The organism is Nonomuraea sp. KM90 (assembly GCF_052246675.1).
Lineage (GTDB): Bacteria > Actinomycetota > Actinomycetes > Streptosporangiales > Streptosporangiaceae > Nonomuraea.
Genome location: NZ_JBQQCB010000039.1, coordinates 60,541 through 86,554, shown reverse-complemented (window position 1 = coordinate 86,554; position 26,014 = coordinate 60,541). Strand labels below are relative to the sequence as shown.

The 26,014-nt window shown below is 69.7% G+C and carries 28 protein-coding genes and 2 pseudogenes; 13 read left to right on the top strand and 17 right to left on the bottom strand.

What is annotated here, in order from left to right; genetic code table 11:
• The 4 genes from ACTWPW_RS31600 to ACTWPW_RS31585 form a co-directional block, all read right to left on the bottom strand.
• On the bottom strand, window positions 1-1,184 hold a 1,184-nt coding region (locus ACTWPW_RS31600), incomplete at its 3' end, for an acyl-CoA dehydrogenase (protein ID WP_443170774.1).
• A 24-nt stretch (window positions 1,185-1,208) separates the two neighbouring features.
• The gene (locus ACTWPW_RS31595; protein ID WP_443170773.1) at window positions 1,209-1,412 is read right to left on the bottom strand and encodes a hypothetical protein; all 204 of its coding nucleotides are present in this window, start codon (window positions 1,410-1,412) and stop codon (window positions 1,209-1,211) included.
• The gene (locus ACTWPW_RS31590) at window positions 1,409-3,124 is read right to left on the bottom strand and encodes an AMP-binding protein (protein ID WP_443170772.1); all 1,716 of its coding nucleotides are present in this window, start codon (window positions 3,122-3,124) and stop codon (window positions 1,409-1,411) included. Before ACTWPW_RS31590 ends, ACTWPW_RS31595 begins: the two co-directional genes overlap by 4 nt.
• Entirely contained in the window at window positions 3,121-3,396 is a 276-nt protein-coding gene (locus ACTWPW_RS31585; RefSeq protein ID WP_375112460.1) for an acyl carrier protein, read from the bottom strand. Before ACTWPW_RS31585 ends, ACTWPW_RS31590 begins: the two co-directional genes overlap by 4 nt.
• 358 nt (window positions 3,397-3,754) lie before the next feature.
• On the opposite strand from ACTWPW_RS31585, the gene ACTWPW_RS31580 reads away from it, so the two are divergent.
• Window positions 3,755-4,117, top strand: a complete 363-nt coding sequence (locus ACTWPW_RS31580; RefSeq protein ID WP_443170771.1) for a hypothetical protein — start codon at window positions 3,755-3,757, stop codon at window positions 4,115-4,117.
• Between the two features lie 204 nt (window positions 4,118-4,321).
• Here the strand turns inward: ACTWPW_RS31580 and ACTWPW_RS31575 are convergent, their stop codons facing one another.
• On the bottom strand, window positions 4,322-5,224 hold the full coding sequence (locus ACTWPW_RS31575) for a GNAT family N-acetyltransferase (RefSeq protein ID WP_443170770.1): 903 nt from the start codon (window positions 5,222-5,224) through the stop codon (window positions 4,322-4,324).
• A gap of 316 nt (window positions 5,225-5,540) precedes the next feature.
• On the opposite strand from ACTWPW_RS31575, the gene ACTWPW_RS31570 reads away from it, so the two are divergent.
• A complete protein-coding gene (locus tag ACTWPW_RS31570) occupies window positions 5,541-5,945 on the top strand; it encodes a DUF5958 family protein (RefSeq protein WP_443170776.1) in 405 nt (134 codons plus the stop codon).
• A 69-nt stretch (window positions 5,946-6,014) separates the two neighbouring features.
• Window positions 6,015-6,209 (top strand): annotated as a pseudogene (locus ACTWPW_RS31565) (NucA/NucB deoxyribonuclease domain-containing protein); the annotation flags it as partial.
• Window positions 6,210-6,224: 15 nt separating this feature from the next.
• On the opposite strand, the gene pafA reads toward ACTWPW_RS31565, so the two are convergent.
• Complete coding sequence (gene pafA, locus ACTWPW_RS31560) at window positions 6,225-7,583, bottom strand: Pup--protein ligase (protein ID WP_443170769.1); 1,359 nt, start codon at window positions 7,581-7,583, stop codon at window positions 6,225-6,227.
• 46 nt (window positions 7,584-7,629) lie between these two features.
• On the opposite strand from pafA, the gene ACTWPW_RS31555 reads away from it, so the two are divergent.
• Window positions 7,630-8,148, top strand: a complete 519-nt coding sequence (locus tag ACTWPW_RS31555; protein WP_443170768.1) for a hypothetical protein — start codon at window positions 7,630-7,632, stop codon at window positions 8,146-8,148.
• 81 nt (window positions 8,149-8,229) lie between these two features.
• Here the strand turns inward: ACTWPW_RS31555 and ACTWPW_RS31550 are convergent, their stop codons facing one another.
• The 3 genes from ACTWPW_RS31550 to ACTWPW_RS31540 are packed head-to-tail and all read right to left on the bottom strand — an operon-like array spanning window position 8,230 to window position 9,762.
• Window positions 8,230-8,895 (bottom strand): dihydrofolate reductase family protein, encoded by a 666-nt coding sequence (locus tag ACTWPW_RS31550; RefSeq protein ID WP_443170767.1) that lies wholly within the window; start codon window positions 8,893-8,895, stop codon window positions 8,230-8,232.
• A complete protein-coding gene (locus ACTWPW_RS31545) occupies window positions 8,895-9,416 on the bottom strand; it encodes an SRPBCC family protein (RefSeq protein WP_375112467.1) in 522 nt (173 codons plus the stop codon). Before ACTWPW_RS31545 ends, ACTWPW_RS31550 begins: the two co-directional genes overlap by 1 nt.
• Window positions 9,400-9,762 carry an ArsR/SmtB family transcription factor gene (locus ACTWPW_RS31540; RefSeq protein WP_443170766.1) on the bottom strand — a complete coding sequence of 121 codons (363 nt, stop codon included), beginning with the start codon at window positions 9,760-9,762 and terminating at the stop codon, window positions 9,400-9,402. The genes ACTWPW_RS31545 and ACTWPW_RS31540 overlap by 17 nt, the downstream gene beginning before the upstream one ends.
• Window positions 9,763-10,043: 281 nt before the next feature.
• On the opposite strand from ACTWPW_RS31540, the gene ACTWPW_RS31535 reads away from it, so the two are divergent.
• From ACTWPW_RS31535 to ACTWPW_RS31520, 4 genes are all read left to right on the top strand, one after another.
• Window positions 10,044-10,211, top strand: coding sequence for a hypothetical protein (locus tag ACTWPW_RS31535; RefSeq protein ID WP_443170765.1), 168 nt, complete (start codon window positions 10,044-10,046; stop codon window positions 10,209-10,211).
• A 99-nt stretch (window positions 10,212-10,310) separates the two neighbouring features.
• Window positions 10,311-11,597 (top strand): alpha/beta hydrolase family protein, encoded by a 1,287-nt coding sequence (locus tag ACTWPW_RS31530; RefSeq protein WP_443170764.1) that lies wholly within the window; start codon window positions 10,311-10,313, stop codon window positions 11,595-11,597.
• Window positions 11,598-11,879: 282 nt separating this feature from the next.
• Window positions 11,880-12,125 carry a hypothetical protein gene (locus tag ACTWPW_RS31525; protein ID WP_443170763.1) on the top strand — a complete coding sequence of 82 codons (246 nt, stop codon included), beginning with the start codon at window positions 11,880-11,882 and terminating at the stop codon, window positions 12,123-12,125.
• Window positions 12,126-12,333: 208 nt separating this feature from the next.
• Window positions 12,334-13,113: a hypothetical protein gene (locus tag ACTWPW_RS31520; protein ID WP_443170762.1), complete on the top strand. Its 780-nt coding sequence runs from the start codon at window positions 12,334-12,336 to the stop codon at window positions 13,111-13,113.
• A gap of 207 nt (window positions 13,114-13,320) precedes the next feature.
• On the opposite strand, the gene ACTWPW_RS31515 is transcribed toward ACTWPW_RS31520, so the two are convergent.
• Entirely contained in the window at window positions 13,321-13,824 is a 504-nt protein-coding gene (locus ACTWPW_RS31515; protein ID WP_375112473.1) for a winged helix-turn-helix transcriptional regulator, read from the bottom strand.
• Between the two features lie 71 nt (window positions 13,825-13,895).
• On the opposite strand from ACTWPW_RS31515, the gene ACTWPW_RS31510 reads away from it, so the two are divergent.
• Both ACTWPW_RS31510 and ACTWPW_RS31505 read left to right on the top strand, forming a co-directional pair.
• Window positions 13,896-14,495, top strand: a complete 600-nt coding sequence (locus ACTWPW_RS31510; protein WP_443170761.1) for a dihydrofolate reductase family protein — start codon at window positions 13,896-13,898, stop codon at window positions 14,493-14,495.
• A 17-nt stretch (window positions 14,496-14,512) separates the two neighbouring features.
• Window positions 14,513-15,328 carry an MBL fold metallo-hydrolase gene (locus tag ACTWPW_RS31505; RefSeq protein WP_443170760.1) on the top strand — a complete coding sequence of 272 codons (816 nt, stop codon included), beginning with the start codon at window positions 14,513-14,515 and terminating at the stop codon, window positions 15,326-15,328.
• A gap of 88 nt (window positions 15,329-15,416) precedes the next feature.
• Here the strand turns inward: ACTWPW_RS31505 and ACTWPW_RS31500 are convergent, their stop codons facing one another.
• Window positions 15,417-15,641 (bottom strand): hypothetical protein, encoded by a 225-nt coding sequence (locus ACTWPW_RS31500; protein WP_443170759.1) that lies wholly within the window; start codon window positions 15,639-15,641, stop codon window positions 15,417-15,419.
• An 87-nt stretch (window positions 15,642-15,728) separates the two neighbouring features.
• Between ACTWPW_RS31500 and ACTWPW_RS31495 the strand changes: the two genes are divergently transcribed.
• Both ACTWPW_RS31495 and ACTWPW_RS31490 read left to right on the top strand, forming a co-directional pair.
• Complete coding sequence (locus ACTWPW_RS31495; protein ID WP_443170758.1) at window positions 15,729-16,250, top strand: SigE family RNA polymerase sigma factor; 522 nt, start codon at window positions 15,729-15,731, stop codon at window positions 16,248-16,250.
• A 23-nt stretch (window positions 16,251-16,273) separates the two neighbouring features.
• Window positions 16,274-17,077: a hypothetical protein gene (locus ACTWPW_RS31490; RefSeq protein WP_443170757.1), complete on the top strand. Its 804-nt coding sequence runs from the start codon at window positions 16,274-16,276 to the stop codon at window positions 17,075-17,077.
• Window positions 17,078-17,422: 345 nt separating this feature from the next.
• On the opposite strand, the gene ACTWPW_RS31485 is transcribed toward ACTWPW_RS31490, so the two are convergent.
• The 5 genes and pseudogenes from ACTWPW_RS31485 to ACTWPW_RS31465 all read right to left on the bottom strand — a co-directional run bounded on the left by ACTWPW_RS31485 (window position 17,423) and on the right by ACTWPW_RS31465 (window position 23,348).
• On the bottom strand, window positions 17,423-17,767 hold the full coding sequence (locus tag ACTWPW_RS31485; RefSeq protein WP_443170756.1) for a zinc finger domain-containing protein: 345 nt from the start codon (window positions 17,765-17,767) through the stop codon (window positions 17,423-17,425).
• A 252-nt stretch (window positions 17,768-18,019) separates the two neighbouring features.
• Window positions 18,020-19,456 carry an MFS transporter gene (locus ACTWPW_RS31480; RefSeq protein ID WP_443170755.1) on the bottom strand — a complete coding sequence of 479 codons (1,437 nt, stop codon included), beginning with the start codon at window positions 19,454-19,456 and terminating at the stop codon, window positions 18,020-18,022.
• A 288-nt stretch (window positions 19,457-19,744) separates the two neighbouring features.
• On the bottom strand, window positions 19,745-21,274 hold the full coding sequence (locus ACTWPW_RS31475) for an FAD-dependent monooxygenase (RefSeq protein WP_443170754.1): 1,530 nt from the start codon (window positions 21,272-21,274) through the stop codon (window positions 19,745-19,747).
• A 151-nt stretch (window positions 21,275-21,425) separates the two neighbouring features.
• Window positions 21,426-22,697 (bottom strand): erythromycin esterase family protein, encoded by a 1,272-nt coding sequence (locus ACTWPW_RS31470; protein ID WP_443170753.1) that lies wholly within the window; start codon window positions 22,695-22,697, stop codon window positions 21,426-21,428.
• Between the two features lie 38 nt (window positions 22,698-22,735).
• Window positions 22,736-23,348, bottom strand: a pseudogene (locus ACTWPW_RS31465) (CatB-related O-acetyltransferase).
• Between the two features lie 227 nt (window positions 23,349-23,575).
• Here ACTWPW_RS31465 and ACTWPW_RS31460 point away from each other — a divergent pair.
• Window positions 23,576-24,157, top strand: coding sequence for a TetR/AcrR family transcriptional regulator (locus ACTWPW_RS31460; protein ID WP_443170752.1), 582 nt, complete (start codon window positions 23,576-23,578; stop codon window positions 24,155-24,157).
• Window positions 24,158-24,340: 183 nt separating this feature from the next.
• Here the strand turns inward: ACTWPW_RS31460 and ACTWPW_RS31455 are convergent, their stop codons facing one another.
• Window positions 24,341-25,873: an amidase gene (locus ACTWPW_RS31455; RefSeq protein WP_443170775.1), complete on the bottom strand. Its 1,533-nt coding sequence runs from the start codon at window positions 25,871-25,873 to the stop codon at window positions 24,341-24,343.
• Window positions 25,874-26,014 lie beyond the last annotated feature (141 nt).

The window sequence follows — 26,014 nt, the reverse complement described above, 5'->3', positions numbered from 1 at the left end:
TCCTCGGAGCGCGGGTCCACGTCGCGCCGCGCGTCCGCGAGCAGGTCGCGGCCCGCCTGCCGGAGCAGCGCGGCCGCGCGCCCGGATCCCGCCCGAAGCTCCAGCGCGGCGCAGGCGCCGTCCAGACCGGCGGTGACGGGGTCGAGGTCGCTCGCCGTGCCCAGTGCCGCCAGCCCCGAGGGGTACGGCCGCGGCGCGAACGCCGGCTGGAACACCTCGTCGGCCGCCCCGGGGTCGGTCCCCGGCTCGGTCAGGCACGACACCTGGGCCGCCAGCGAGCTGAGCACGACCGGCTCGCTGCCGTCGAACAGGCTGAAGAGCCGCGCGTCGCGTACGAGCTTGTCGTAGAGGCCGTACCAGTGGTCCTGGCGCAGCAGGTAGCGCGCCCCGAGCACGCCGGCCAGGCGGCGCAGCCGCTGCTCGGCGAGGTGCGGCACCAGGTACTTGGCGACCGCCGAGGCGATGGGGGCCAGGGCGGGCAGGTGCTGCAGGATCCGCACGCAGCAGGTGGCCACCGTCTCGGCCACGCGCAGGTCCAGGTCGGCGGCGGCGAGCTCCTCCCGGACGTGCGGCAGGTCGATCGCCCGCTCCTGCCGCACGCGGCGGTGGCGCAGGAAGTCGAACGCGCACCGCAACCCGGTGTCGAACGCGCCCAGGCTGAGTCCCGGCACCAGCGTGCGGATGGTCATCAGCGAGCGGATCGTGAGGTCCAGCCCGCGGCCGGGCCGCCCCAGCACGGCCGACGACGGCACGAACGCGTCCAGGAACCGTACCCCCGCGATGTCCGCGCCCCTGATCCCGTGCGTGTGGATCCTGGGCAACAGCTCGTAGCTGCCGGCCGGCAGCCGTTCCATGTCCACCAGCAGCAGGGTCAGCGAGCGCAGCCCCGTCAGGGACGGCTCGCGTACGAGCAGGCAGACGAACCGGGCCAGCCGGACGTTGTTGATCACCCACTTGGCGCCGTCGAGCATGTACCCGCCGCTCACGCGGCGCGCGGTGAGGTCGCTCGACAGCAGGTCGGCGCCCCTGTCGAGCTCGGTCAGCGCCAGCGACATCCACTGGCCGCGCAGGACGGCGTCGGCGTAGTCGCGCTGCTGGGCGGGCGTCCCGGCGAGCCACACCGGCGTGCCGGACGCCCACGGGGAGTTCGCGATCACGGCCACGGTCGGGTCGCGGCGCGCCACCACCCTGCCGAGGGCCAGCAGCTCCTACAGGGAGGTCAGCCGGCCGCCGAGCGAGGCGGGCACCAGGTGGGCGGGGTAGCCCCATGCCCGCAGCCGGTCCAGCGAGCTGTGCGGCCAGCGTTCGGCGTGGTCGCCCGCCATCGCGGCGCCGAACGTGAGAGGGCCGGTGGGCCGGTGCGGGTCGCCGAGGGCCAGTTCGAGCTGCTCGGCGGCGGGGAAGCGGTTCATGCGGCGCTCCTGACGCGCTCGTCCGCTGTCACGTGTTCGAGGACCCGGTCGAGCGTGCCGGCGAGCAGGTGGTCGCGCATGAGCAGGCGCTGGAACTTGCCGCTGGTGGTGCGCGGCAACCCGCCCCTGCCCAGGAGCACCACGTCGACGGAGGCGCCGCCCAGCTCCTCGGCCGCCGCCGCCCTGAGGTCGGAGACGAGCTGTCCGTACGGCGGCCGCGCCAGGGCGGCCTCAGCCAGCACCGCGATGCGCTCGCGCCGGCCGGCGGCGGGGTCGGCAGGCAGGACGACCGCGACGGCCCGCCGCTGGTACAGCCCCGCCACCTCGCGCACCCTGACCTCGACGTCCTCCGGATAGTGGTTGCGGCCGTTGAGAATGATCATCTCTTTGCGCCGCCCCGTGACGTGCAGCGCCGAGCCGGCCAGGTAGCCGAGGTCTCCCGTGGGGCACCAGCCGCCGGCCGGAAGGGGCGCCTGCCGGTGGTAGCCGCGCGTCACCGGCTCACCCCGGACCTCGATGTCGCCGACGACCCTCTCGCCGGCCTCGACGCCGTCCTTGACGATCCGCACCTGGACGCCGGGCACGGGCACGCCGCAGCTCACGATGCCGCGCGCGGCGGGGTCGTCCCGGTCGGCGGGCTCGGCCCGTCCCGCGTTGTTGAGCAGGTCGCGACGCACCCAGTCGACGCTGGCCTCCTCCCCCGCGGGGGTGAAGGTGACCGCGAGGGTGGCCTCGGCCAGGCCGTAGCAGGGGGTCATGGCGCGAGGGTCGAGCCCGGCGGGCGCGAAGCGCTGCTGGAAGGCGGCGATCAGGTCAGGGGCGATCGGCTCGGCGCCGTTGAGCATGACCCGCACCGCGGACAGGTCGTAGCCGGGCACTTCCTCCGGGGGGATGGAGTCGAGCAGGTAGCCGTAGCCGAAGGCCGGGCCCGCGTAGATGGTGGCGCGCAGGTCGCAGAACCAGCGCAGCCAGTCGTCCGGCCGCTTGACGAAGTCCTGCGGCGCGGACACGTGGACGGCGACGCCGGCGCCGACCGCCGCCAGCGTGGAGAACAACCCCATGTCGTGGGAGAGCGGCAGCCAGTGGCAGACCACGTCGTCGGCTCGCGCGTCGGCCCCACGCTGGATGACGCGCAGGCCGGCCAGCACGTTGCGATGGGTCAGCGCGACGCCGCGGGGCGCCGAGGTGCTGCCGGAGGTGTACTGGATCAACGCGAGGTCGTCGGCGCCGGCCTGCGGCAGCTCCAGGACGCCGGGATCGACGAGCAGTCCCGCGTACGGGCCGGCGAGGTGAGAGACCGGCACGACCCGCAGGCCGGGCACCAGCTCGGCGAGCGGCTCGGCGTACGGGTCGTCGATGACGGCGAACCGCGCGCCGCTGTCGGCCAGCACGTGCCGCATCCGGGACAGAAACGCCTTGGTGAACCCCGTGGAGACGGCGAGGGGGACCAGCACCGCGCCCGCGAGCGCGATGCCGCCGGTGACCCGGAGGAAGTCCAGCGGCGACTGCAGGAGCACGGCCACCGGCGTGCCGGGCTCCGCGCCGAGGGACCGCAGGCGCGCGGCCGCGACGCGGCCGTCGCGGAGCAACTCGTGGAAGGTCAGGCGGTGGCCGGGGAAGAAGGTGCCGGCGACCTGACCAGGATGCAGCTCGGCCGCGCGGACGAACATCTCACCCAGCGTCCGCACGCCTGCCGGGACGAGCGCGCTCAAGCAACCTTCTCCTGTTCCTGCCCGCACAGCCGGTAGACCTCGTCGGCGATCTCGCTCAGGGTTCCGCTGCGGAACAGCACCTCGTTCTCGAGCTCGATGCCGAACGTGCGCTCGATCCGCCCGGCGATCCGCAGCAGCTTGATGGATTCGACGAGGCTCAGGTCGGTGATCCTGGCGTCGTCGGTGATGGTGCTCTCGGGGACTTGCAGTACGCGCGCCACGATGCCTTTCAGCGCATGGGAAACCGCCTGGTGCGTGAGCTGGCCGGCCATTGATAACCCCATTTCAGGTGTTATTCGGTTGAGCCAGGCCAACGTAACCAGGGAATTGCGGCACTCCAACCCCTAACAATGCCGCCCCCTATGCCGTATCCACTGCCACCTGCGCCGACGTGGTCATAGGGGGTTGTGCCGCAGGGCATTGTTTCCGCGTACTCGAATTCCCGCCCCGAATTCCGGTTCCGGGAACGGCGGCGGTGAACTGGCGGCATGAGGGAGAGACGGGGCAGTGCGGGATGAGCCGGGGGTGCCGGAGCCGCGGCCGCCTCTTACGGTCGGACGGCCCTTGATCCGTTCAGGGCACCGGAGACAGACTAGCATCCGGGGTTCGCGCTCGCGGAAAGGAGCTGTGGTGTCCGTTTTCGCATGGGTATTAGGGGCTTTCGGGCTTGTCACGGCTTCGCTTCAGCTGTACCGGATGGGAACAGGGCGACTGCTCGGCAGATGGGTACGGGAGGCCGGGCCCGTGGCGGCGCGGCAGCGTTCGGCACGGCATTTCGTGTACGCGGGTCTGATGACGACTCTCGCGGCGGTTATCGGCGTGCTTGGACTCCGATTGCCGGAGGCTGTTCCGGTGATGCTGTTCGCCGCTGCTCTGGGCATGGCGTACGGTGTCAGCGACCTCGTCCTGTGGATGAAGGCATCGCGTGCGTGGGAGGAGGTCCAGCGGTCCGAGCCGCGTTCGCAGATTCATGACGAGAGAGCGGGCACGTGACCCGCTAGAGCATTTTTCTTGGCCGTTTATGTACCGTTTAGGGGGCTTTGCCCTGGTCGGGTGGCCGATGTTGGCCAGGCGCCGGTCCACCCCTTACGACCAGCACGAACATGCCCGCGCGCGGCTGCGAGCCCGATCGAGCCGATGCCGGCCACGACGTGGGCAGCGGCATCGCGATCCGCCGCAGCGCCACCCCCGTGATCTTCAAGTGTTCCTCTCCACCACGTAGTACGTCCTGCGATGGAAGCCGGTCACCGTCGCGCCCTCCTCCATGAGGCCGCCCAGTACGTCGCGCACGGCGTGCCGCCACGCCTTGGCGGCGCCGGCGTCCACCCCGCGCAGCCGCTCGATGTCTTCCGGGACCGCGACCAGCACCACGCGCCCGTCGGTACGGCCCTCGACCGGGCGGTCGCCGTCGTCGCCCAGCCCCACCACAGCGTCCTCCGGCACCGCCGGCAGGTACGGCACCCGCCGGACCGCCGCCTCGACCCGCGGATCGGTCAGCGGCCACACGGCCAGGATCCGGTCGGACTCGTCGCCCTGGTTGATGGCGTCAGCCATCACGCCGTAGAAGTTCGGCAGGTACTCCGCCGGCCGCGCGCCCAGCTTGGCCAGGTTGAAGTGCGCGTTGCGGCGGACCAGCGGGTCGTAGGTCCAGGTGATCCGGGAGATCCCGCGGTCGAGCGCCCACAGCCGCTGGTGCAGCTTCAGTTCGAAGCCGATGCCCCGTCCCGCCGCCGCGCCCGTGGTGTTCGAGTGCAGGGTCGAGTCCTGCCCGAAGAAGCCCACCGACGCCCCGACCATCCGGTCGCCGTCGAAGGCGCCGGAGACGTAGTTGCCCGCGTGGCTCAGCGCCCGCATCAGCCCGGCGCTGATCGGCCGGCCGTCCGGCTCGAACCCCCAGATCCGCTCGAACAACTCGTCGACCTGCTCGAACTCCTCGTTCGCACGGAGCTCCCTGATCAGGACCGAGATCGTCATGGTCGAATGGTCGAGCCCGGTGGCCGCCCCCGGCACGTGCACGCGGTCACCGTCGACGACAGCCCCGGCATACCTGATCTGTTCCTCGAAGGTCGATCCGCTGAGGATCGCGCGTCGCTCCGTCACCCGACGAACGCTAGGAGGACCAGGGGTGATACGTCCAATACGCGCTGGTCGATGAGTTGATATCTGTGGACGTATGGACCGTCCCGAGCGTCCCCTGCTCGGCATCGCGCAGCCGCGAGCACCGTTTGGTCGTTAGGGTGGACCGCACCTGGGTGGGCGGCTTGAGGGTGTTCACGAGTTTCAGCACCGGCAACATCATCGAGACCGGCACCGACTCCTACCGCCTCGCCCAAACCCGAGCACGCGCCGAAGCCTGAAAGAGGCCCGTCAGCTCTGTCGCCGAGCCGGCCTGGCAGACTCACCCGTTATCAGCTAGCTGCACGGGGGCGGCCATGACCAGCGATCATCTTGTGATCCTCAACGAGCTCGCCCAGGAGCTGAAAGCACTCGAGACCGGCATCGCCTGGTTCAGCTCCCTGAACCCCGCCGAACAGAGGGCCAGGTCCTCCGTGAGCTCTCCAACTACTGCATCCAAGCCCACCCCAGCCAGGAGGAGACCGCCGAGAGCATCCGCCGCGCCGGGCTTCGCCCGACCCACACGCCTGCAATGCTCATCACCCGCCCAGGCCTCCCCAGACAGCTCAACAAGATCATCCATCTGCCGCAGGCCGAGCGGATCAAATCCTTCCGCCTCCTGATCGCGCTGCTCGGCACCGCCGACATGCGCAGACGACTGCAAGATTGCATCAACGGATGCAACCATCCCTGGCACCACCTCTAGGCCAGCACGCCCTACGAACCCCCAGCCAGAGCAAGATCAAAAAGAGGCGCTCGAACCCATGACGAACTGGTGCCCGTTCGCACGTTCATACTCCGGTTCATCACGGACAAAGGCACTACCGCCGAGAAACTCCGGCCGGACCTTCCCGACAACGTCGAGGTGCCGACTCGGGAACTCAGATCGGTCAACTACTGCAAATACTCTTGCGACGAGTATCCGTTAGCGTCAACCAAAGAAGGTGCTCTCAACAGGTTCTATGACGCGATGCCGGCCGCTCGGTCACATGCCGGCGATGAGCTTGTCCACCCGCTCGTCGACGCTGCGGAACGGGTCCTTGCACAGGACGGTGCGCTGGGCCTGGTCGTTCAGCTTGAGGTGCACCCAGTCGACGGTGAAGTCGCGCCGCTTCTCCTGGGCCTTGCGGATGAACTCGCCGCGCAGCCGCGCCCTGGTGGTCTGCGGCGGCACCGACTTGGCCTCGAAGATCTTGATGTCGGAGGCCACCCGCTCCACCGAGCCGCGGCGCTGTAGCAGGTAGAACAGGCCGCGCTTGCGGTGTATGTCGTGGTAGGCGAGGTCGAGCTGGGCCACGCGGGGCGAGGACAGCGGCAGGTCGTACTTCTTCCGGTAGCGCTCGATGAGCTGGTATTTCGTCACCCAGTCGATCTCGCGCGAGACCAGGTCGAGGTTGCCGGTGTCGACCGCGTTGAGCGTGCGCTCCCACAGCTCCAGCACCCGGTGGGCGATGGCGTCGCCGCCGCGGCGGTCGACGAAGTCCTTCGCCTTGGACAGGTATTCCTGCTGGATCTCCAGGCTGGAGGCCTCGCGCCCGTTGGCCAGGCGGACCCGGCGGCGTCCGGTCATGTCGTGGGAGACCTCGCGGATGGCCCGGATCGGGTTCTCCAGGCTCATATCGCGCATCACGGTGCCGGCCTCGATCATGCGCAGCACCAGGTCGGTGGCGCCGACCTTGAGCAGCATGGTGGTCTCGCTCATGTTGGAGTCGCCGACGATCACGTGCAGGCGGCGGAACCGTTCGGCGTCACCGTGCGGCTCGTCCCGGGTGTTGATGATCGGCCGGGACCGGGTGGTGGCCGACGACACGCCCTCCCAGATGTGCTCGGCGCGCTGCGAGACGCAGTAGACCGCGCCGCGTGGCGTCTGCAGCACCTTGCCCGCCCCGCAGATGATCTGCCTGGTGACCAGGAACGGGATCAGTACGTCGGCCAGCCGGCCGAACTCGCCGTGCCGGCCCACGCAGTAGTTCTCGTGGCAGCCGTAGGAGTTGCCGGCCGAGTCGGTGTTGTTCTTGAACAGGTAGATGTCGCCGGCGATGCCCTCTTCACGCAGCCGCTTCTCGGCGTCGACGAGCAGGCCCTCGAGGATGCGCTCGCCGGCCTTGTCGTGGGTGACGAGCTCGATGACGTTGTCGCACTCGGGGGTGGCGTACTCGGGATGGCTGCCGACGTCCAGGTACAGACGGGCGCCGTTGGGGAGGAAGACGTTGCTCGAGCGGCCCCAGGACACGACCCGCCGGAACAGGTACCGGGCCACCTCGTCGGGGGACAGCCTGCGCTGGCCCCTGAACGTGCAGGTCACGCCGTACTCGTTCTCCAGGCCGAAGATGCGACGATCCATTTGCCTCACGCTACTCCCCCATCACGGTCTCGCCCAGGTCATCCAGGTGGCCGGCGAGGACCTGGTGGTCGGCGTCCCGATGACCGCCCTCCTGCAGGGCCTTCCCGCGCAGGAGGAAACCGACCCCGAGCGACAGCTGACCACCTGGGAAGCACCCAAAACCCTGGGTCCGCTTGGTCTGAAATCCCTTGCCGTCATCCTGCTGATGTTGCTCCGCATGACGCACACCGAGATCGAGATCACCGTGGAGTTGGTGCGGGAGCTGCTGCGTGACCAGCACCCCGACCTGGCCCATCACCCGGTGAGTCTCGGTGCGCGCGGCTGGGACAACCAGCTGTGGCGGCTCGGCGACGACCTCGCCGTCCGGTTGCCCTGGGCGACGGAGTCCGCGGACGAGCTGCTGCTCAAGGAGCACACAGCCGCGCCCGCGGATGGGCAGTACGCCGCGCTCTCGGCGGCATCCACGTCGGAGAAGCCGGCGTCCGCGGCCGGCCCAGCGGCAAGGCCACGGGGCCCACCCGCCCACGCTGCACTGCGACGCCTCATCGCAACGGCCCAGCGTTGATCGATCGCCTCTCCAGGCTCTCGAAGACCGTCGCGCCGAGGTGATCGTGCGCAAGCCCCGGATGTGTGTCGCCCGCGCCGGCTACCGCTTCCTGACGGTGTAGGCCAGGTGGGTCACCCGGGATGAGGTGTCCGTGCGGGTCTGGTGGAGGGCGAGGCGGGCCGGGTCCACGCGGTCGAACAGGCGGATGCCGGTGCCGAACAGCACGGGCGCGAGGGTGATCGAGAACTCGTCGATCAGGCCGCTGTCCAGGTACTCCTGGATCGTCTCGGCGCCGCCGGCGATGCGGACGTCGCGGTCGCCGGCGGCCTCGCGGGCCTGGTCGAGAGCGCTGAAGATGCCGTCGTTGACGAAGTGGAAGGTCGTGCCGCCCGGCCGCTCCCACGGGTCACGCTTGGTGTGGGTCACGACGAACACCGGGGTGTGGAACGGCGCCTCCTCCGGCCAGGCCAGCTCGCCGCCGTCGAACATCCGCTTGCCCATGACGCTCACGCCGGTGCGCTCGTACGTAGCCCGGACGACGTCGTTGTCGAGTCCTTCCTCGCCGCCCTCGCCGAGCTTGAGGTTCTCCCTGAACCACCGCTGCGGGAACACCCACGCCTGCAGCTCCGACCACTTCGTCATCCAGCGCTGGACCCTCGGGTCGTTCTTACCTTCGGGCGAGAAGACGTCCTCGACGGGCACGGCCTCCGGCGCCATGAAACCGTCGAGCGACATCGTCACGCTGAAGAACACCTTCCCGGCCATCAGCCCTCCGCTCCCTTCGGTGTGGTCTCGTTGCAGGTGAGTTCGGCGACGTAGGCCGCCAGGTTGCGCAGGGTCTGCTCGCCGCCCTCGATCGCGTGGTATTTCTCCACCGCCTCCTCACGGAGCTCCCTGGTGGGGAACACCGTGCGCATCACGATCCGGGTCTCCTCGCCGGCCGGTTCGAAGGTCAGGACCGACTCGAAGGCGTTGGGGTCGTCGCGGAACGCGCCGTGCACCAGGGCGATCCGCTCCGGCGGGACGATCTCGGTCCAGGTGATCCACTCCTGGTAGTCGGTCCCGTCCGGCCCGTGCATCACGAAGGCCCAGGCCCCGCCGACGCGGAACTCGAAGGACCGCGTCGTGGTCGTGAACCCTTCCGGCCCCCACCACCGCGACAGGTGCCGAACCTGTGTGAACGCCTCGAACACCAGCTCCCGTGGGGCGCCGATGGCCCGGGAGAGCACGATCTCGCGGTCCGCGGTCATGTGGTCAGGCGCGCTGCCGTTACTGGTCGTCGTCATCCGGTGGTTCCTCCTGATTTGCTTGCTTCAGATTTCGCACGTACTCGTCCAGCCGGTCGAAGGTCTCGTTCCAGAACTCCTCGAAGCCGCCCACCCACTCGTGGATCGGCCGCAGCCCGCGGGCGTCCAGGCCGTACAGCCGCTGCTTGCCCGCCCCGCGGACCCGCACCAGCCCGACCTCGCGGAGCACCCGCAGGTGCTTGGACGCCTGTGGCTGGCTCATCCCCAGGTCCCGCGCCAGTTCGGTCACGGGCCGCTCGCCGCCCCGCAGCAGCACCAGGATCTCCCGCCGCTGCGGCTCGGCGATCGCATTGAACGCGTCCGAGGTCGTCGCCGCTCGTGCCATGGCCGTCATCATATGCCCATATCGGAATGTGTCAACGGCGGTGTGGTCAACGACCGGTCCCCGGCTGGTCCGGCTTGCCAACCTGACCGTGACGAAGGTGCGGCAACGCATGGCTCGTGGGCGGCTGGGCCATTCACCCATACGGCGGTCCCACGTCGAGCGATGCGGATACTGGCGTGGGAGATCACCGGGCCACCCCGGCGACACGGACCCCGACACCGCGCGACTCGCACAAACGGTCCTTTGCCCGAGCAGCGCCTTCGGCCGCCACAAGCTCACGGATGACTGTCGCGGCCGCCGTGGCGCGCGTGCTGGTCGGCCACGCCGCCGACCTCGTGTCGGCGCCCGCGCTGGGGACGCGGTTCCTCGACGTCCGGGCACTGATCGGCACGGGCGAGGTGGCTGCGCACCCCGGGGCGGCGTCGGCCTACCGTGCTCTTCACGGATGAGACGGCTCCATCCGAAGGAGGATGCGCGTAGTGCCGGGGCGCTGCCAGGGTCGGAAGCAGGCGGCCGCTGGGCCGCCCCGATCCGGAAGGACTCCAGCAGTGTCATCGAGACACACCTGGGTGGTGCGAGGTTCGGCGCTGATCGCGGGCCTCGCGCTCGCGGGCGGGCTCACCGCGACCGCTCCCGCCGTGGCGGCGGAGCAGGCCAAGCTCACCGCGCCGGCCCTCACCGGCCGGTACGACGTCGGCACCACCGACCTCCACCTCCTCGACCCCTCCCGCCCCGATCCGTGGAAACCGGAACGCCGCCGGGAACTCATGGTCACCATCACCTACCCGGCAGACCGGTTCGCCGGGGGCCCGCGGGCACCGTGGCTCACGCCCGGCATGAGCACCGTCATCGACCAGGCGCTGGCCGGCGAGGACTACCTCGATCTCCCGGCCGGCTCCATCGACTGGGCATCGGCGAAGCGAAGGGCCGAGACCGGCGTCCCCGTGGCGCACGGCGCGCCGAAGCCGGTCGCGCTCTTCTCCCCCGGCTTCGGCAGCCCGCGGGAGACGTACACGGCGATCGTCGACGATCTGGCGAGCCGCGGCTACGTGGTCGTCTCGCTCTCGCACACCTACGAGAGCGTGGCGGTCGAGTTCCCTGGCGGGCGGCTCGAACTCGCGGTGTCCGGGGATGGAATCCCCGACTTCGAGAAGACGGCGCTCGACGCCCGGGTCGCCGACAGCCGGTTCGTCCTCGACCAGCTCACGAAGATCACCCGGGGCGAGAACCCCGACGCCGGCAAGCGGCCGCTCCCCCGCGGGCTCGGCCGGTCGCTCGACCTGTCCCGGGTCGGCGCCTACGGGCACTCCTACGGCGGGTTCACCGCGGGCGAGACGATGGTCCACGACCGCCGCATCGACGCCGGGATCAACCTGGACGGCGCGATGGCGACCGCGTTCGGCTATCCCCCGGGGACCCCTTACGTGCCGGGCGAAGTCACGAAACGCGGCCTGGACAGGCCGTTCCTCCTGATGGGCGCCGAGGGCGTCGACGAGAACGGGAAACCGCTCGAGCACACGCACCGGCATCCCGAATTCGACCGCAGTTGGGCGGACTTCTGGGCCAACCAGCGAGGCTGGAAGCGGGATCTGCTCCTGCGCGGCGGCAGCACGCACATGGCCTACAGCGATCTGCAGATCATCGTGCCGCAACTCGGCGCGCGCGTGGCGCCGGAGAAGCGTGAGGCGGTCATCGGCACCATCGATCCCCGTCGTTCGCTGGCCGCGCAACGGGACTACATCGGCGCGTTCTTCGACCTGCACCTTCGCGGACGGGACCGGCACCTGTTCGACGGCGAATCCCCGCGGCACCCGAACATCGACTTCATCGACTAGGGACTGAATGCAGTTGAAGTCTGCTTAATGTCTCGCCGGGCGCCGGTTGGAAAGATCTTATTATCCGATGCGTTTATCACTCGATCTCGCCCGTTCTGGATATGGCGCGCTCCAACAAAGGTGCGAAAGCGCCCGCCATCTGGGGGGGATGCCGCGGTGTCAGTTCGGTCAACGGATGGCCGATCCCTCGGTGCCCGCGTCTTGAGGTGTTGCCGCGGCGAGTACCGGAACGGACTCCGGGGGTCACTGGGCAGCGTCCTGTGCCGCTTCTACGCTCCGAACATGGCGAACGTCAGCTACTTCGAGGCGTGGGGCATGTGGTTCGACGGCAGGTCAACCCTCGGAAACGACCTGCTGGGGCTGTCGATGATCTGGTGGGGCCGCTTCGGCAAGATCCTCTCGTTCGTGGCTGGTGCCGCCGTCATAGTTGACCTGCTCGGGCCGAGCAGGCTGTCTCGATATAGCGACCGCTTGACGGGGTTTTGGCGCGGAGGACCTTCATGGCCACGGCTGGCGCCAGTTTCGTAGCAGCGATAACGTCCCTCTGGATCACCGACCCGATCGGGATGCACTGGCTGTTGCAATCTGTGCTTTGTCTGACATTCGTAACGGCTGCCGGCTTACTGGTCACCGCGGTCAGCCGCGCGCTGCCCGCCACTCACCGGGGCATACGGGCGGCGTCCCGCGAACGCATCGTCGGATGATGCCGACCCAGCCGGCGCTAGCATGGCGTGCCATGCCGATCATCGAGGAGACGATCACAAGGCTGCGGGTCGCGGCTGCCGCCGGGAACCCGGATGCCGCTCGCGAACTGGGCCGCCTGCTGTGCATGCTCAGGACCGACTCCCTGGAAGACGCCATGGACAGCGATTTCCTGGCCACTTGGCCGGAGGAACCCTGGCTCCGCGCCGCCCTGCGCGCCCGCCCTGACGATCAGCTCGCCGCCGTCCTCCTGGCTGGGCGGCTCGTTCAGCAAATCGCTTTCTGGCAGATCGATGACGACCACGCGATGGCGCATGGCGAGGACGACGACACGCTCGCCCGCCGACATGACGAAGCACAAGCCCTGTACGCGAGCGTGCTGGAAACCGATCCTGGCCATGCCGCCGCGCGCGCCGGAGTCGCCGCCCTGAACGCCTGGGCCGACGACACCGGCGCCCTGGAGAAGGAGCCGCCCTTCTCGTATTACGAGCTCATCATGGAGGCGGGATCGGGCTCGTTCAGCCATTCCGAGCATGTGGTCACCACAGATCCGGACGAGATGCGCTGGGCCTGCTCGTGGCTCGTGGCCCCGATGGTGGCGCAGGCAGAGGAGCCTCCCTTCGGCGTGGACCTCGATCTGTTCATCTACTCGGATGGGCGGTCCGACAGTGTCGTTCGTCTCGCCCGGCATTTCCGCGCCGACGGGACGCTGGACTGGGACGCAGTCGAGATCCCGCCGCTCACGGGCGACCCACTCCCCGTGGGCCACCCGGTCGGCATCGGTCACTACGGCTACTTCTGCGACTGGGGGTGACCTGCCATTTCCTTCAAGGTCTGATCTCGCGTTCCACCTCTGAGGGTCATCTAGGCAACGATCCTCAAGAGCACCGCCCCGCAGGGAACCGGCTGGTGTGCAAGGCCTGTTTCGCAGGGCAGTGTGTCCGTCCCATGACGGCGACGTCTTGCGCGCAGTGACGGCAAGCTGGCGGAGCCCAAGAAGGTCAGGGCGGGGGCCGTTCCGTCACCGTTGATCGATGTGTTCTTGCTCGGCGGTCGCGGCGTAGGCGGCGTCGAGGCGTTCGAACGGGCCTGGACCGTCGTGCGGCTTCGGCGGGGCGTCGAGGTGGCGGACGCGAAGCTCGTCCATGAGCTCCTCGATGAACGCCGGACCCTCCTCGCGCATGAGCTGCTGCCGGCTCTGAAGTTCGTCGCTGCCCGGGCGCCAGTCGAGGCCCCAGTTGCCGAGGGCGTAGATGATCGGAAGAGTCTGGATCCCGGCTTCGGTGAGGCTGTAGCGAGCGCGCTGCCCCCGCGCGGCGGTGCCGCGGGTGAGGAGCCCCGCGTCGACGAGCCGCACGAGGCGGTCGGCGAGGATGTTCGAAGCGATGCCCTCGACCGACCCGGTGAGCAGCGCCCGGAAGTAGCGGCGGTCGCCGAAGATGACGTCGCGCAGCACGAGCAACGACCAGCGATCTCCGAGCACTTCGACGGCGGCGTTGACCGGACACCCGGACCGTGGTTCCACGATTCCTCCTTGACAGGTATTTCGTCCTCCCTATAGTAGTTGCAGAATGCAATCACTCTTGGGATGGGGCGATGATGGGCCGCTTCGTTTATTCGATGCAGGCGTCCCTCGACCTGCGGATCGAGCAAGTTCCTGGGGACAACGGTGCCGGTGAGTGGCTGCGCATCGGCGAGGAGCTGCACCGCGAGGCTAATGCGCGGACGCGGGCGCTCGAGCTCATGGTCCAGGGCCGGGTCTACTACGAGGTCATGGAGGAGTACTGGCCACGGGCGCGCGGGGACGCGTCGTTGCCGGACTACATGCGCGAGTACGGCGAGATCTGGACCGCCAAGCCCAAGGTGCTTGTCTCCCGCACGCGCCTCAGCGCCGATCACAACACCCGGATCATCGGCGGCGACGACGCGATCGAGCAGCTCGCCGCCCTGCGAGCCGGAACCGACGGCAGCATCAGCGTGGGCGGCGCGGCGCTCGCGACGCAGTTGCTCCGGGCGGGGCTTCTTGACGAGTTGATGCTCTGGACCCACCCCGCGATCCTCGGCTTCGGCAGGCCGCTGTTCGACGACTACGACATGCCGATCGAGCTCGACCTGCTCGAGCAGCGATCGTTCGAGCAGGGCGTCACGATGCATCGCTACGCCATCCGGGACGCAAAGGGGGCGAGCTCGTGCTGAGGCAGGTCGCGGAGGGCGTGCTGGTCCACGAGAGCGAGTTCGTGCAGAGCAACGCCGTTGTCGTGCAGGGCCGGGCCGGCGTGTTGCTCATCGACCCCGGGATAACGGGCGACGAGATGGCCTGCCTGGCGAACGACCTGTCAGATTCGGGCCAGACCGTTGTGGCAGGCTTCTCGACGCATCCGGATTGGGATCATCTGCTCTGGCACGCCCATCTCGGCGCGGCCCCTCGCTACGGCACGGCCCGCTGTGCGGCCACCGTCCGGGATCAGCTGTCCGACCCGGGCGCGAAGGCCGACATCGCCGCCCACCTGCAGGAGACGGAGATCGCCGGACAGGTACCGCTGGACCTGCTCGGCCTCATCACCGCCCTGCCCGCCGAGACGACGCAGATTCCATGGGAGGGCGGCCCTCACGTCCGGATCATCGAGCATCAAGCGCACGCACCGGGCCACGCGGCGCTGTTCATCGAGGAACGCGGGGTTCTCGTCGCCGGCGACATGCTCTCCGATGTCTTGGTTCCGATGCTCGACCTGGACGGCACCGCTGACCCGATCGAGGACTACCTCGCAGCGCTGCGGCTGTTCGAGGAGGTGGCGGGCGGCGTCGACGTCCTCGTCCCGGGCCACGGGTCCGTCGGCGGAGCTGATCAGGTGCGCGCACGGATCGAGCGGGATCGGGCGTACGTGCTCGCCTTGCGTGACGGCCGGGATCCCAGCGACCCGCGGATCGGCCCATCGGCCAAGCCCGGCTGGGAATGGGTGAGCGATGTGCACAACGGGCAGGCCCAGCGCCTCGCCCGAAGAAGCGAGCGCGACGGGACGCCCGGCTAGCGATCGGTGGGCGACACGGCCAGTACACGCGGGTCGCCGGTCGGGGGCTGGGGCGACGACACGACGTTCTCCAGGGTGGTCGGGCGGGTCAGCGGGGGTTGCCCTCCGCGGCGGTGAGCCGGGCGTCTGCGAGGGTCTTGCGGACGGCGCCGACGAAGACCCGCACTCCGGCGGGGATGGTGCGGATGGATTGGCCGCGCCTGCGGCGGGCGTCATTGACCGCGCGGTACGCGTCCACGGCGACGTGGTCGAACGGGTCCGGTCGACGCGCTCGAATGGCAGGGCGGCGCGGCAACCGGGCACGGCTCCGCATCGACCGAAATATCCATGGGATTCCGGTCAACCCAGGACGAAGCTCAAGGAGTGTCAGGAGGTGGTCCCATGAAGGAGAGGAGAGCTGGTGGACGCGGAATTCGTGGAGTTCGTGCGGCACCGGGGAGATCACCACCTGAGAACGGCGGTCCTGCTCACGGGGGATTGGCACCTGGCTGAAGATCTGGTGCAGTCCTGCCTGGGCAAGCTGTATCGGGTGTGGCACCGGCTGGATACCAGCAGCGCCCCCGACGCCTACCTGCGCCGCATTCTTGTCAACACGTACCGATCGTGGTGGCGTGCGCGATGGCGCCGCGAGATCCCCCGGGCCGAGCTGCCCGATCTGCCCGGTCCGGGCGATCTGGGAGACGCCGGGGCCGTGGCCGAGGACGTACGGAACGCGCTGGCGAAGCTGCCGGTCAGGCAGCGGACGGCTTTGGTGCTGCGGTTCTTCGTGGACCTTCCGGAGGCTGAGGTCGCCGACCTGATGGGCTGCTCGGTGGGGACGGTCAAGACCCACACGCACCGTGGCCTGCAGGCGATGCGGCGGCTGATCCCGCCCGGCACGCTGGTCAACCGAATCGAGGAGGAAGGGAGTGGGATCCGGTGAGAAGCCAACACGAGGAGCCGTCCATGAACGAGCATGAAATCCGCACGCTGCTCACCAAGGCGACCGAGGACCGGCCGGCGGGCATCGACGTCATGCCGGCGCTGCCGAGACGTCGGCCGGCCAGGATCTTGGCCCCGCTCGCCGCGCTGGGCGCCGCCGCCGCGGTGGCCTTGGTCACGGTCGTGCTGCCCGCCACCCCGTCCACGGCGCAGGCTCAGGTGGTCGCCGCCGTCGAGAACACCGGCCAGGAGAGCTACCGCATTCACACCACGTCCCGCGACAAGGAGTTCGACGGCGCCTTCGATCCCGTCCGGCAGGCGGGTGTCATCACGAGGAACGACGGGGCGGAGACCCGGATCCTCGGCGACCTGATCTATGTCAAGGACAGCGGCGCCGCCACGTGGATGGTCTCCCCGCGCAGCGATGCCGCGTTGGAGCAGGAACCGCCGGCCGTCGCCCTGGTCAAGCTCGCCCCGCTGGACCCGCAGGCGGCGCTGCAGCGGCTCCGTACGGCCACCGACGTCCGCGAGAGCGGCGCCGCCTCGGGACAGGGCTGGACCGGCAAGCGGTTCACGTTCTCGCTGGAGGCCACGGCCGGCACCGACGACGATGCCGGCTCGTCAGCAGAGGTCATAGGAGTCGTGGACGTGGACGACCAGGGCCGGGTCCGGCACCTGGAGGTCGACTTCGAAGACGCCGGCCGCCCCACCATGACGGACTTCAGCGACTTCGGCACCCCGGTCTCGGTCACCGCCCCACCCGCCAACCAGGTGCAGCAGGCGCCCGCCGAGAAACTCGGCCAGCCGAAGGCAAAGCCGACCTCCTGACCGGCACCCCTCCGCTGTGGCGCGGGCCGGCCTCCGGCCCGCGCCGCTGAACGCGCTGTCCCACATCAGCGACGGCGACCCGCTCACCGTCCAGGAGGCCGACCGTCTCGGCCGCAACCTCCTGGACGGCTGATCGTCCTCAACGACCCGTTCCAGCGCGGCATCGGCGTCGACCACAAGACCCTCGCGGACTCCCAGTCCGGCGCCGGCGTCAAGCCCGCCACCCAGCGCGCCGTCGCGGCCGCCGAGGACGCCCCCCGCTGGCCGGCGCTCAGACGCCCGGCGCAACGTCAGATCTGCCTGTAACCCGGCTGGAAAATCCGGGCCCATTGCCCGACGGGTGGTTCAGAATCCGATGGTTTCGCGGAGCAGCAGGACTGTGCCGCGCGTCCAGGCTGGTATTCCGCGTTGAGGATGAGAAGGCGGTTGATGGCGCTGGGCCACCCATATGCCTCCTGGGTGCGTGGCGTGTCCGGATGAGTGGGTGCCGGCGGCGGCGCGGGACAGTTCCGTCCAGGCCGAGCCCGGTCTGCGCAGTGCCGGGGTCGGCACGTTGAGCGCCTTGGCCAGGGCGGGCACGAGGCGGAAGCGGGCGATGCGGTACTGGGTGGCGCCCTTGGCCTTGCCGGTGCGGCAGGGGGAGCCGGCCGGGGTGGCGCAGGAGGACATCGGGCGGTCGTGGGCCTCCACGTGGAGGAAGTCGTCCCTCGAGGGCGGGACCGTACCGCGGTTCGCCGCCAGCCCGAGTGTCGGCTTGTGTCCGTGGACACCGGTTCGGCAACTGGATCCTCAGCCTGACCCCGCCGGCCGCCAACCCCACCACCCGACTCGACCTCGAATCCAAAGTCCTCTTCGCCCCATGACCGGCGGCTCGCTCGCCGCTGCGGGTGTTCTTCGGCACTGAAGGGCTGCGGATGACCCAGCAGGCCTACTCCGAGCGGCTCAAGACGTGGGCCGAGTGGTGGAAGGAGCTGTCAGCGGCGGCTCACTGACTGCTTGGCCTCCTGGCTGTGCGGCCCGGACGCCCGTCGGTGTCCGGGCCGCGGTCAGCCACAGGCCGGTGAACACGGCGCAGGCCAGCGTCACGGCACCCGCCGCGAGGAAGGCGCTGTTGAGGCCGGATTCGAAGGAGGCGCCGCCGGACTGCCGCGTGTGGACGATCGCCCCGAGCATCGCCACGCCGAGCACCGCGCCGATCTGCCGGGTGGTGCTGCTGACGCCCGAGGCGAGGCCGCCCTCCTGCGGGCTGACCGCCTGGATGGCGGCCCCGGTCAGCGGCGACATGGTGAGAGCGAAACCGATGCCGACGACCGCCAGCCGCCACCACACGTTCCCGTAGCCGGTATCGGCGTGGACGAAGCCCAGCGCCAGCAGCCCCAGCCCGGCCAGCGCCAGGCCGATGCCGACGACGACGCGGAAGCCGTACCTGGCCGCGAACCGGCCCGCGTACGGGCTGACGATCACCATGGCCAGCGAGACGGGCAAGGTCCGCAGCCCGGCGACCAGGATCGAAGTGCCCTGGACGTAGACGAAGAACTGGGAGAAGAAGAACGACGACCCCATCAGCGCGAACCCGACCACGACCATCGCCGTGTTGGACACCGTGAACAGCCGCTGACGGAACAGCCGGAGCGGCAGCATCGGCGTCGACACACGACCCTCGACCACGACGAACGCGGCCAGAAGCACCAGCCCGGCGGCGAAACTGCCCAGGATCACCGGCGAGGTCCAGCCTCGGGAACCGCCCTCGATCAGGCCGTAGGTCACAGCGCCCACGCCCGCGACGGACAGGACCGTGCCGGGGACGTCGATCGGCGGCGCGCTCGGGTTGCGGGACTCGCGCAGCACGCGCAGCCCGGCCAGCAGCAGGACAGCCCCGATGGGCACGTTGACCAGGAAGATGGCGGGCCAGCCAAAGGACTCCACCAGGATCCCGCCCGCCAGCGGTCCGGCGGCCAGGCCGATGCCGCTGAAACCGGCCCACAACCCGATCGCTCTGACGCGCTCCCTCGGGGCGGGATACGCGGCGGCGAGCAGCGCCAGCGAGGCGGGGCTCAGCGCCGCGGCCCCGACGCCCTGCAGCACCCGCCCGGCGATCAGCCAGCCGATCGAGGGCGCGAGCGAACACACCACCGACGCGGCCGTGAACACCGCCACCCCGGCCAGGAACACCCGCCTGCGGCCGAACCGGTCGGCGAAGACGCCGCCCGACAGCAGCAGCATGGCCACCAGCAGCACGTAGGCGTCGACGATCCACTGCAGGCCGGTCAGCCCGGTGTGGAGCTGCTGCTGCATGTCGGGCAGGGCAGCGCCGACGATCGTGTTGTCGAGCAGCACCATGAACTGACCTGCGCAGGTCAGGGTGAGCAACGCTTTCACGCAGATCCTTCCTAAAAGCAGTTAATGACTGGTCTCACGCTTGTGAACGCGTCAACGACCAGGTGATGGGGATCGGGCAGGTGGTGGTGCCAGGCACGCCATCCACGCGCGTTGGTCGGACATGGCCCGGGTCGCTGGTCACCGACGATGGCCCGCGTAGCGGGCGGGCCATCGTTGTGGTGCGGGATTCGGTCGTGGTTCATCCATCAGTTGCGGGCTGGCCGGGTTCGATTCCCATGGCCGGCACGCCGAGTGCCTCTTTCTCGGGGCGCGTGGTTGCGGCCGAGGTCAGCGTGTGCCGAACCAGGTGGAGAGTGCTTCTCGTAGCGCAGGCGTGGCTGTTCCGGCGGGGTCGTCGATGGGTGCGGCCCAGGCGATGTGGGCGTCCGGGCGGATCAGCAGGGCGTCGGCGGGTCGCTGGTCGGTCTTGGCGGTGTGGACGTCGACGCGCTGCCCCCAGTCGCGGGCGGCCTCGCGCAGGTCGGAGCGGTCGGCGAGGTCGAGGAGGATGGGCCGGGCGGGGTGCAGGAGGTCGGCGACGCTGGTGACGCCCTGGTCGGTGTGCAGGGCGCGGTCGGGGGCGAAGGTGCCGGTCAGCGGGTGGTGATCGGTGCCGGGCATGGGGTAGCGGAGGTCGGTGCCGGCGACGAAGGCTCCCATGCGGCGCAGCGGCTGCTCGTCGGTGAGCAGTTCCTGGAAGACCTCGCGGAGCGCTTCTGCGGCCGGGTCGTGCCCGCGGCGTAGCGCCACCTGGGCGCTAGTGTGCAGCATGGTGCGGGTCCCGGCGAGGTGGCGTTCGTCGTGGTAGGTGTCCAGCAGGCCGGGCGGTGCCCAGCCGTGCAGGTCGGCGGCCAGCTTCCAGGCCAGGTTGACCGCGTCCAGCATGCCCGCGTTGAGTGCCACGCCGGTGGCCGGGAACAGGTGCGCCGCATCCCCGGCCACCATGATGCGCCCGGCCCGGTAGTGCTCGGCCTGGCGGGCTTTGAAGGTGAAGCGGGACAGCCGGGTCGATCCGGCCACGGGCAGGTGCGTGCCGAGGACCCGGTGGATGCTGTCCTGGAGTTCGGTCAGGGTCATCGGGACGTCGTCGTCGTACTCGGTGGTCTCGTCCTCGATGGTGTAGAGGGAGACGCTCGTGGCGCCGGGTGAGGAGCCGAGGCCGAACAGGCCGTGGTCGGTGCGGGTGAAACCGGCGCGGATCGTGCCGGAGCCGGGGACGTCGAGATCGCCGTTGCCGAGCACGGTGACCGTGCCGGGCAGGGTGACCTGGGCCAGCCGGTTGACCTCCGGGTAGACGGTGCCGGGGAAGCCGATACCGGCCCAGTCGCGGACGCGGCTGCGGGCGCCGTCGCAGCCCACCAGGTAGCGGGCGCTCACCTGGTACGGCCCGTCCGGGCCCCGCACGTCCACCGTCACCGCGGTCTCGTCCTGGCTGATCCCGGTCACCTCGTGCCCGCGCCGGACATCGATCTCGAGTTCACCGGCGCGTTCGTCGAGCAGCCGTTCCAGCAGTTGCTGCGGCAGCGGCAGGGCGTGCAGCGGCGGGTTTTCCAGCTGGGTGAAGTCCAGATGCACCCCGCCGAACGGGAACCGGGGAGCGGGCATCGGGCCGGGGCAGGCCGCCTGGAAACGTTCCAGCAAGCCCCGATAGCGCAGCAGCTCCAGGATCTGCCCGCCCAGACCACCGGCCTTCGGGGTGTCGCGGCGGTGCGGGTGCCGTTCCAGCACCAGCGGCCGCACCCCGGCCAGCCGCAGTTCGGCGGCCAGCATGAGGCCGGTCGGGCCGGCGCCCGCAATGATCACATCGGCGTTCGTCATGTGCCGTTTCCCTCGCGATTCGTCGTTGTCGTCAGCATGCGGATGTCGTTACTCCCCGGTCCGCGGGTTCCGGGCCCGGCCGATGATCTCCTGGACGGCTCCGGCGATGGCGTGGCCGGGGTGGGATCGTGCTGCGTCATCTTGGGGTTCGTCAGCTTTCGAGGTCGGCCACGGTGGAGGCCGGGGTGGTGAGGACGGCGTCGAACGCGTCCAGGATGGGCGTGTGCAGGTAGGCGCTCTGGATCCGGTAGCGGTCGGGACCGGGGACCTCGCGGGGCGCCCGGCGGAGATCGCCGATGCTCAGCCCGAGTCCGGCGTCGGCGAAGGCGGCCTCGATGCTGCCCTGCTCGGGTGGCTGCAGCGCGGTGTCGTCGATGGCGAAGCCGAAGCGCGCGTTCTCGTCGGGGCGCATGTCGGCGGTGCGTCCGGTGATGCTGGTCAGGGCGAGGGCGACGTAGTCGTCGCCGAGCCTGTTGTGCAGGTGCTGTCCCATAGGCAGCCCGGTGAGGTGGCCGTCGAAGGAGACGGGCGTCTTCTGGATGTGGGCGTTGTGGGCGGCCAGCACGATGCGGGCCCCGGGGCCGGAGCGGTCGAGGTGCCACAGGACCGATCCGGCCATGTAGACGTCCCGGGCCGAGGTGTCGGCGGTCCACCCGGTGCCGGCGTACAGGCCGGCCATCGCGCGGAAACCGTAGTCGGCGTGGCAGGCGGCCTCCACGCGGCGCAGGGCGATGTCGTAGCTGTGCCGGTCGCCACGGGAGACGTACAGCACCTCGACGGCGCGGAAGCGGAGGAGCAGGCGCATGAGGATCGCGCTGAGCGCGTCCTGCTCGGCGGTGGGCAGGCGGGTCCAGGCGGGTGCGGCCGAGGCGGCGGAGGCTCCGGCGAACGATCCGGCGATCCGCATCGCCTGCTCGATGGCCGGCAGGGTCTCGGGGTCGATGTCGCGCAGGTAGTCGGCGACGGGGGCCAGGGCGGGCAGCAGTGATCCGCCGGCCGCCGGGATGTCGATCCCGGCGAAGCGGATCGGCATCCCGGCGGTGGCGTTGTGCCGGCGTAGCCGGCGCAGCGGCTCCTCGACGCCCACCGGGATGGCCGTGGCGAGCTGGGCTGACAGGTCGTCGTCGGCGCCCTCGCCCTGGGCCCAGGCGTCCAGGGGGAAGCCTTCGCTGAAGCCGTACTCGAAGGCCAGGACGGTGAAGCCGCAGCGTTCGGCCAGGAAGCGCAGGATTCGCTGCCGCAGTTGGGAGAACTCGGTGATGAAGTGGGAGTTCTCGCCGATCGCGACCACGCGTGCGCTGCCGACGAGGTCGCGCAGCGGCTCCAGGTCGTCGAGCGGCGCCTCGGGGTCGAGGTGGGTGAGCGGGGCGGCGTGGTCGCGAAGCCAGCCGGCGAACGGGTTGGGGTGGGACGGAGCAGGCATGCTGGTGAACCGATTCTGTCGTGCTTGATACGGGCGGATCAGTGGTGCGGGAGCGCGGGGGCCGCTTGCTCCAGGTCGTCGATGCTGCCGGACATGATCGTCCGGACGTGCTCGGTGAGGTGCTGGAGCGGCCAGTCACCACGCCAGCGCGAGGAGGCGGGCGATGTCGGCGTCGCTGTGGCGGCGGCGGATGAGCCGGGCCGGGTTGCCGCCGACGATGCCGTAGTCGGGGACGTCCTCGACGACGACGGCGCCGGAGGCGATGATCGCGCCGTGGCCGATGCGGACGCCGGGCATCACCAGGGACCGGTAGCCGAGCCAGACGTCGTTGCCCACCACGGTGTCACCCCGTCCGGGCAGGCCGGTGATGAGGTCGAAGTGCTCGGCCCAGGAGCCGCCCATGATCGGGAAAGGGAAGGTCGAGGGGCCGTCCATGCGGTGGTTGGCACCGTTCATGATGAACCGCACCCCGGTGCCCAGCGCGCAGAACTTGCCGATGATCAGTTTCTCCGGGCCGTGGTGGTAGAGCACGTTGCGGGTCTCGAAGGCGGCCGGGTCGTCCGGATCGTCATAGTAGGAGAACTCGCCGACCTCGATCAGCGGTGAGGTGACCAGCGGCTTGAGCAGCACCACTCGGGGCTGCTCGGGCATGGGATGCACCACGGTCGGGTCGGCGGGAACAGCCGTCACGCAATCGTCTTCTTCCTGTGAGGTGGCGATGGTGTGGTGAAGAACGTCGGGCCTCGTTGAGGGCACACCGTTGCGGGGTGGCGACCTGGCCGTTCTTATCCGTACGGAACGTACCGTACCGATAAGATGATGTCCACGGCGGGCGCCTGCGTCAAGTACGGAACGTTCCGTACCGATAAGGTGTCGGCATGACCGACACGCCACACCGTCGCGGCGCCGACCGGACCGAGGCCATCATGCGGACCACGCTGGAGCTCGGCCAGGAGATCGGCTACGCCAAACTGAGCATCGAGGCGGTCGCCGCCCGAGCGGGCGCCAGCAAGCAGACCATCTACCGCCGATGGTCGTCCAAGGCAGCCCTGCTGCTCGACTCGCTGTTGTCACTGAACGAGCCCGCCCTGGACTACCCCGACACCGGCGACATCATGGCCGACTTGCGCGCGCAGATCCACTCGGCCGTTGACCTGCTGGCCAGGCCGCCCTTCGGCCCCCTGTACAAGGCCCTGATCGCCGAGGCCCAGCACGATCCCCAGATCGCCGCCGCACTCAACGAGCGCTTCATCGCCCCACAGGCGGACAAGACGGTCGCCCGCTTGAAGACGGCCCGCGACCAGGGGCAACTGTCGCCCGCCTTCGACCTCGACCTGGCCATGGCGATCCTGTCCGGCCCGCTGTACTTCCAACTCCTGATCACGCAGGAACCACTGACCCATGAGTATGTCGACCGGATCCTCGACGCCCTTTTCGCCGGGATGAGCCCGGCGACGTAGCTCAGCCCCTGTCAGGCCACCGAGTTAATCGGCGCCCTCCCGTTGCACAAGCGAGGGCTCGTGAAACAGCTCTGCCGGTTCACGGACGAATGTCGATCTCCCGGACGGCCGGCACCGTGGACTTCCTGTGCCGGGAGGAGACCGATCCGCACCTCGTCCTCGACGGATACCCGGCAAGATGCGCTATTTCGGTGCGTGGAAGCCGCCGATCCTCTGCTCGAGCAGTTCGGCCAGCCGCAGCGGGGTGCGGTCCTCGAACATCGGACCGATGAGCTGCACACCCACCGGCAGGCCCTCGGGGGACCGACCCGCCGGTATGGCGGTGGCGGGCAGGCCGGGCATGGTGGCCAGGCCGGCCCAGACGAGCTGGTCGAAGTACGGGTACTCGACACCGTCGATGTCGATGTGCCGTTCCAGCGGATGGGGGTCGTGGTCGTGCGGGAACGCGGGCGTCGGCGTGATCGGGCACACCACGGCGTCGAACTCGGCGAACAGCTGCCGCCAGCCGTGGCGGTGGACCTCGCGGCGGTTGCTCGCCTCCATCCAGTCGCGGTGGCTGAACACCATGGCGCGCAGCCGCACGGCGTCAAGACTCTGGTCGTCTGTGATCGGTCCGGCGGCGCGGGTCCGCAGCCGCTCGTACGATTCGATGGGAAAACGCGCGACGGAGCCCGAAATCAGCAACTGCATGTAGAGCGTCGCGGCTTCGGTCAGATCGGGCAGCAGCGGACTGTGCCGTTCGACGCGGGCGCCGCCGTCGGCGAGCGCGGCGGCCACCCGGTTCACGCCCGCCCGCACGGCGGACCCGGTCGGAATGAGCGGATGCTCGTCGAGGACCATGACCCGGAAATCGCGGAGCCGATCGTGGCGGGCGGGCGGCAGCGTCAGGTCGTGCGCCTTGCCGAGCGTCAGCGGGTCCGGTCCGGCCATGACGTCGAGCAGGAGCGTGAGGTCGCGGGCGGTGCGGGCCATCGGACCGACGACGGCGAGGTCGAGGTCGGCCGGCAATGCCGGCTCGGACGGCGGGACCATGCCGCGGTTGGCCGCCAGTCCGAGCGTCGGCTTGTGCGCGTAGACGCCGCAGAAATGCGCGGGGGTGCGCAGCGAGCCGGCGAGGTCGGAGCCGATGGACAGCGCGCCGAACCCGGACGCCAGGGCCGCCGCCGACCCGCCGGAGGATCCGCCCGGCGTGCGACCGTGATCCCACGGGTTGACGGTGGTGCCGTAGATGTCGTTGAAGCTCTGGATGTCTTGCAGCCCCAACGGCACATTGGTCTTGCCGAGCACCACCGCGCCCGCGGCCTTGAGCCGCGACACCTGTACCGCGTCCTGGGCCGGCATATAGTCCCGGTGCGGCGGCATGCCCCAGGTCGTGGGCAGCCCGGCGATGTTGTACGACTCCTTGACCGTCACCGGAATGCCGAGCAGCGGCCGGCCCTCACCGCGCGCGCGTGCCTGGTCGGCACCGCGCGCGGCGTCCCGCGCACGATCGAAGTCCGGCACGCAAATAGCGTTGATCACTTTGTCGTCCCGCTCGATACGGGCGATCGCCTCGTCGGTCAGTTCCACCGAGCTCACTTCACCGGCACGCAATGCAGCTGCGAGGTCTTCGGCCGCCTGAAAACTCCATTCCATGAAGTTGACTCTAACGGCCTGCCGTAAACGTTTGTCACCACGCACGTCGCCCGTATTCGCCGGAAAAGCCGAAACGGCCATCTTCACTGGCTGAAGTTGCGCACTCGTTCTGCCGTCCAAGATGCTCCGCCCCAGGTCAGCTGGGTTGGCAGCAGATCGGCTCCATTGGCGAGGGCATGAAATGCGGCTTCGCGCAACGAGATAGACATCTCAATTCTCATC

What these genes read in the sequence shown, in the direction of transcription:
- ACTWPW_RS31595 (WP_443170773.1), bottom strand. Translation starts at nt 1,412, where the DNA reads ATGAACCGCTTCCCCGCCGCCGAGCAGCTCGAACTGGCCCTCGGCGAC.
- ACTWPW_RS31585 (WP_375112460.1), bottom strand. Translation starts at nt 3,396, where the DNA reads ATGGCCGGCCAGCTCACGCACCAGGCGGTTTCCCATGCGCTGAAAGGC.
- pafA (WP_443170769.1), bottom strand. Translation starts at nt 7,583, where the DNA reads ATGGATCGTCGCATCTTCGGCCTGGAGAACGAGTACGGCGTGACCTGC.
- ACTWPW_RS31550 (WP_443170767.1), bottom strand. Translation starts at nt 8,895, where the DNA reads ATGGCCGGGAAGGTGTTCTTCAGCGTGACGATGTCGCTCGACGGTTTC.
- ACTWPW_RS31545 (WP_375112467.1), bottom strand. Translation starts at nt 9,416, where the DNA reads ATGACGACGACCAGTAACGGCAGCGCGCCTGACCACATGACCGCGGAC.
- ACTWPW_RS31540 (WP_443170766.1), bottom strand. Translation starts at nt 9,762, where the DNA reads ATGGCACGAGCGGCGACGACCTCGGACGCGTTCAATGCGATCGCCGAG.
- ACTWPW_RS31535 (WP_443170765.1), top strand. Translation starts at nt 10,044, where the DNA reads ATGACTGTCGCGGCCGCCGTGGCGCGCGTGCTGGTCGGCCACGCCGCC.
- ACTWPW_RS31525 (WP_443170763.1), top strand. Translation starts at nt 11,880, where the DNA reads ATGGCGAACGTCAGCTACTTCGAGGCGTGGGGCATGTGGTTCGACGGC.
- ACTWPW_RS31520 (WP_443170762.1), top strand. Translation starts at nt 12,334, where the DNA reads ATGCCGATCATCGAGGAGACGATCACAAGGCTGCGGGTCGCGGCTGCC.
- ACTWPW_RS31510 (WP_443170761.1), top strand. Translation starts at nt 13,896, where the DNA reads ATGATGGGCCGCTTCGTTTATTCGATGCAGGCGTCCCTCGACCTGCGG.
- ACTWPW_RS31500 (WP_443170759.1), bottom strand. Translation starts at nt 15,641, where the DNA reads ATGCGGAGCCGTGCCCGGTTGCCGCGCCGCCCTGCCATTCGAGCGCGT.
- ACTWPW_RS31490 (WP_443170757.1), top strand. Translation starts at nt 16,274, where the DNA reads ATGAACGAGCATGAAATCCGCACGCTGCTCACCAAGGCGACCGAGGAC.
- ACTWPW_RS31475 (WP_443170754.1), bottom strand. Translation starts at nt 21,274, where the DNA reads ATGACGAACGCCGATGTGATCATTGCGGGCGCCGGCCCGACCGGCCTC.
- ACTWPW_RS31470 (WP_443170753.1), bottom strand. Translation starts at nt 22,697, where the DNA reads ATGCCTGCTCCGTCCCACCCCAACCCGTTCGCCGGCTGGCTTCGCGAC.
- ACTWPW_RS31460 (WP_443170752.1), top strand. Translation starts at nt 23,576, where the DNA reads ATGACCGACACGCCACACCGTCGCGGCGCCGACCGGACCGAGGCCATC.
- ACTWPW_RS31455 (WP_443170775.1), bottom strand. Translation starts at nt 25,873, where the DNA reads ATGGCCGTTTCGGCTTTTCCGGCGAATACGGGCGACGTGCGTGGTGAC.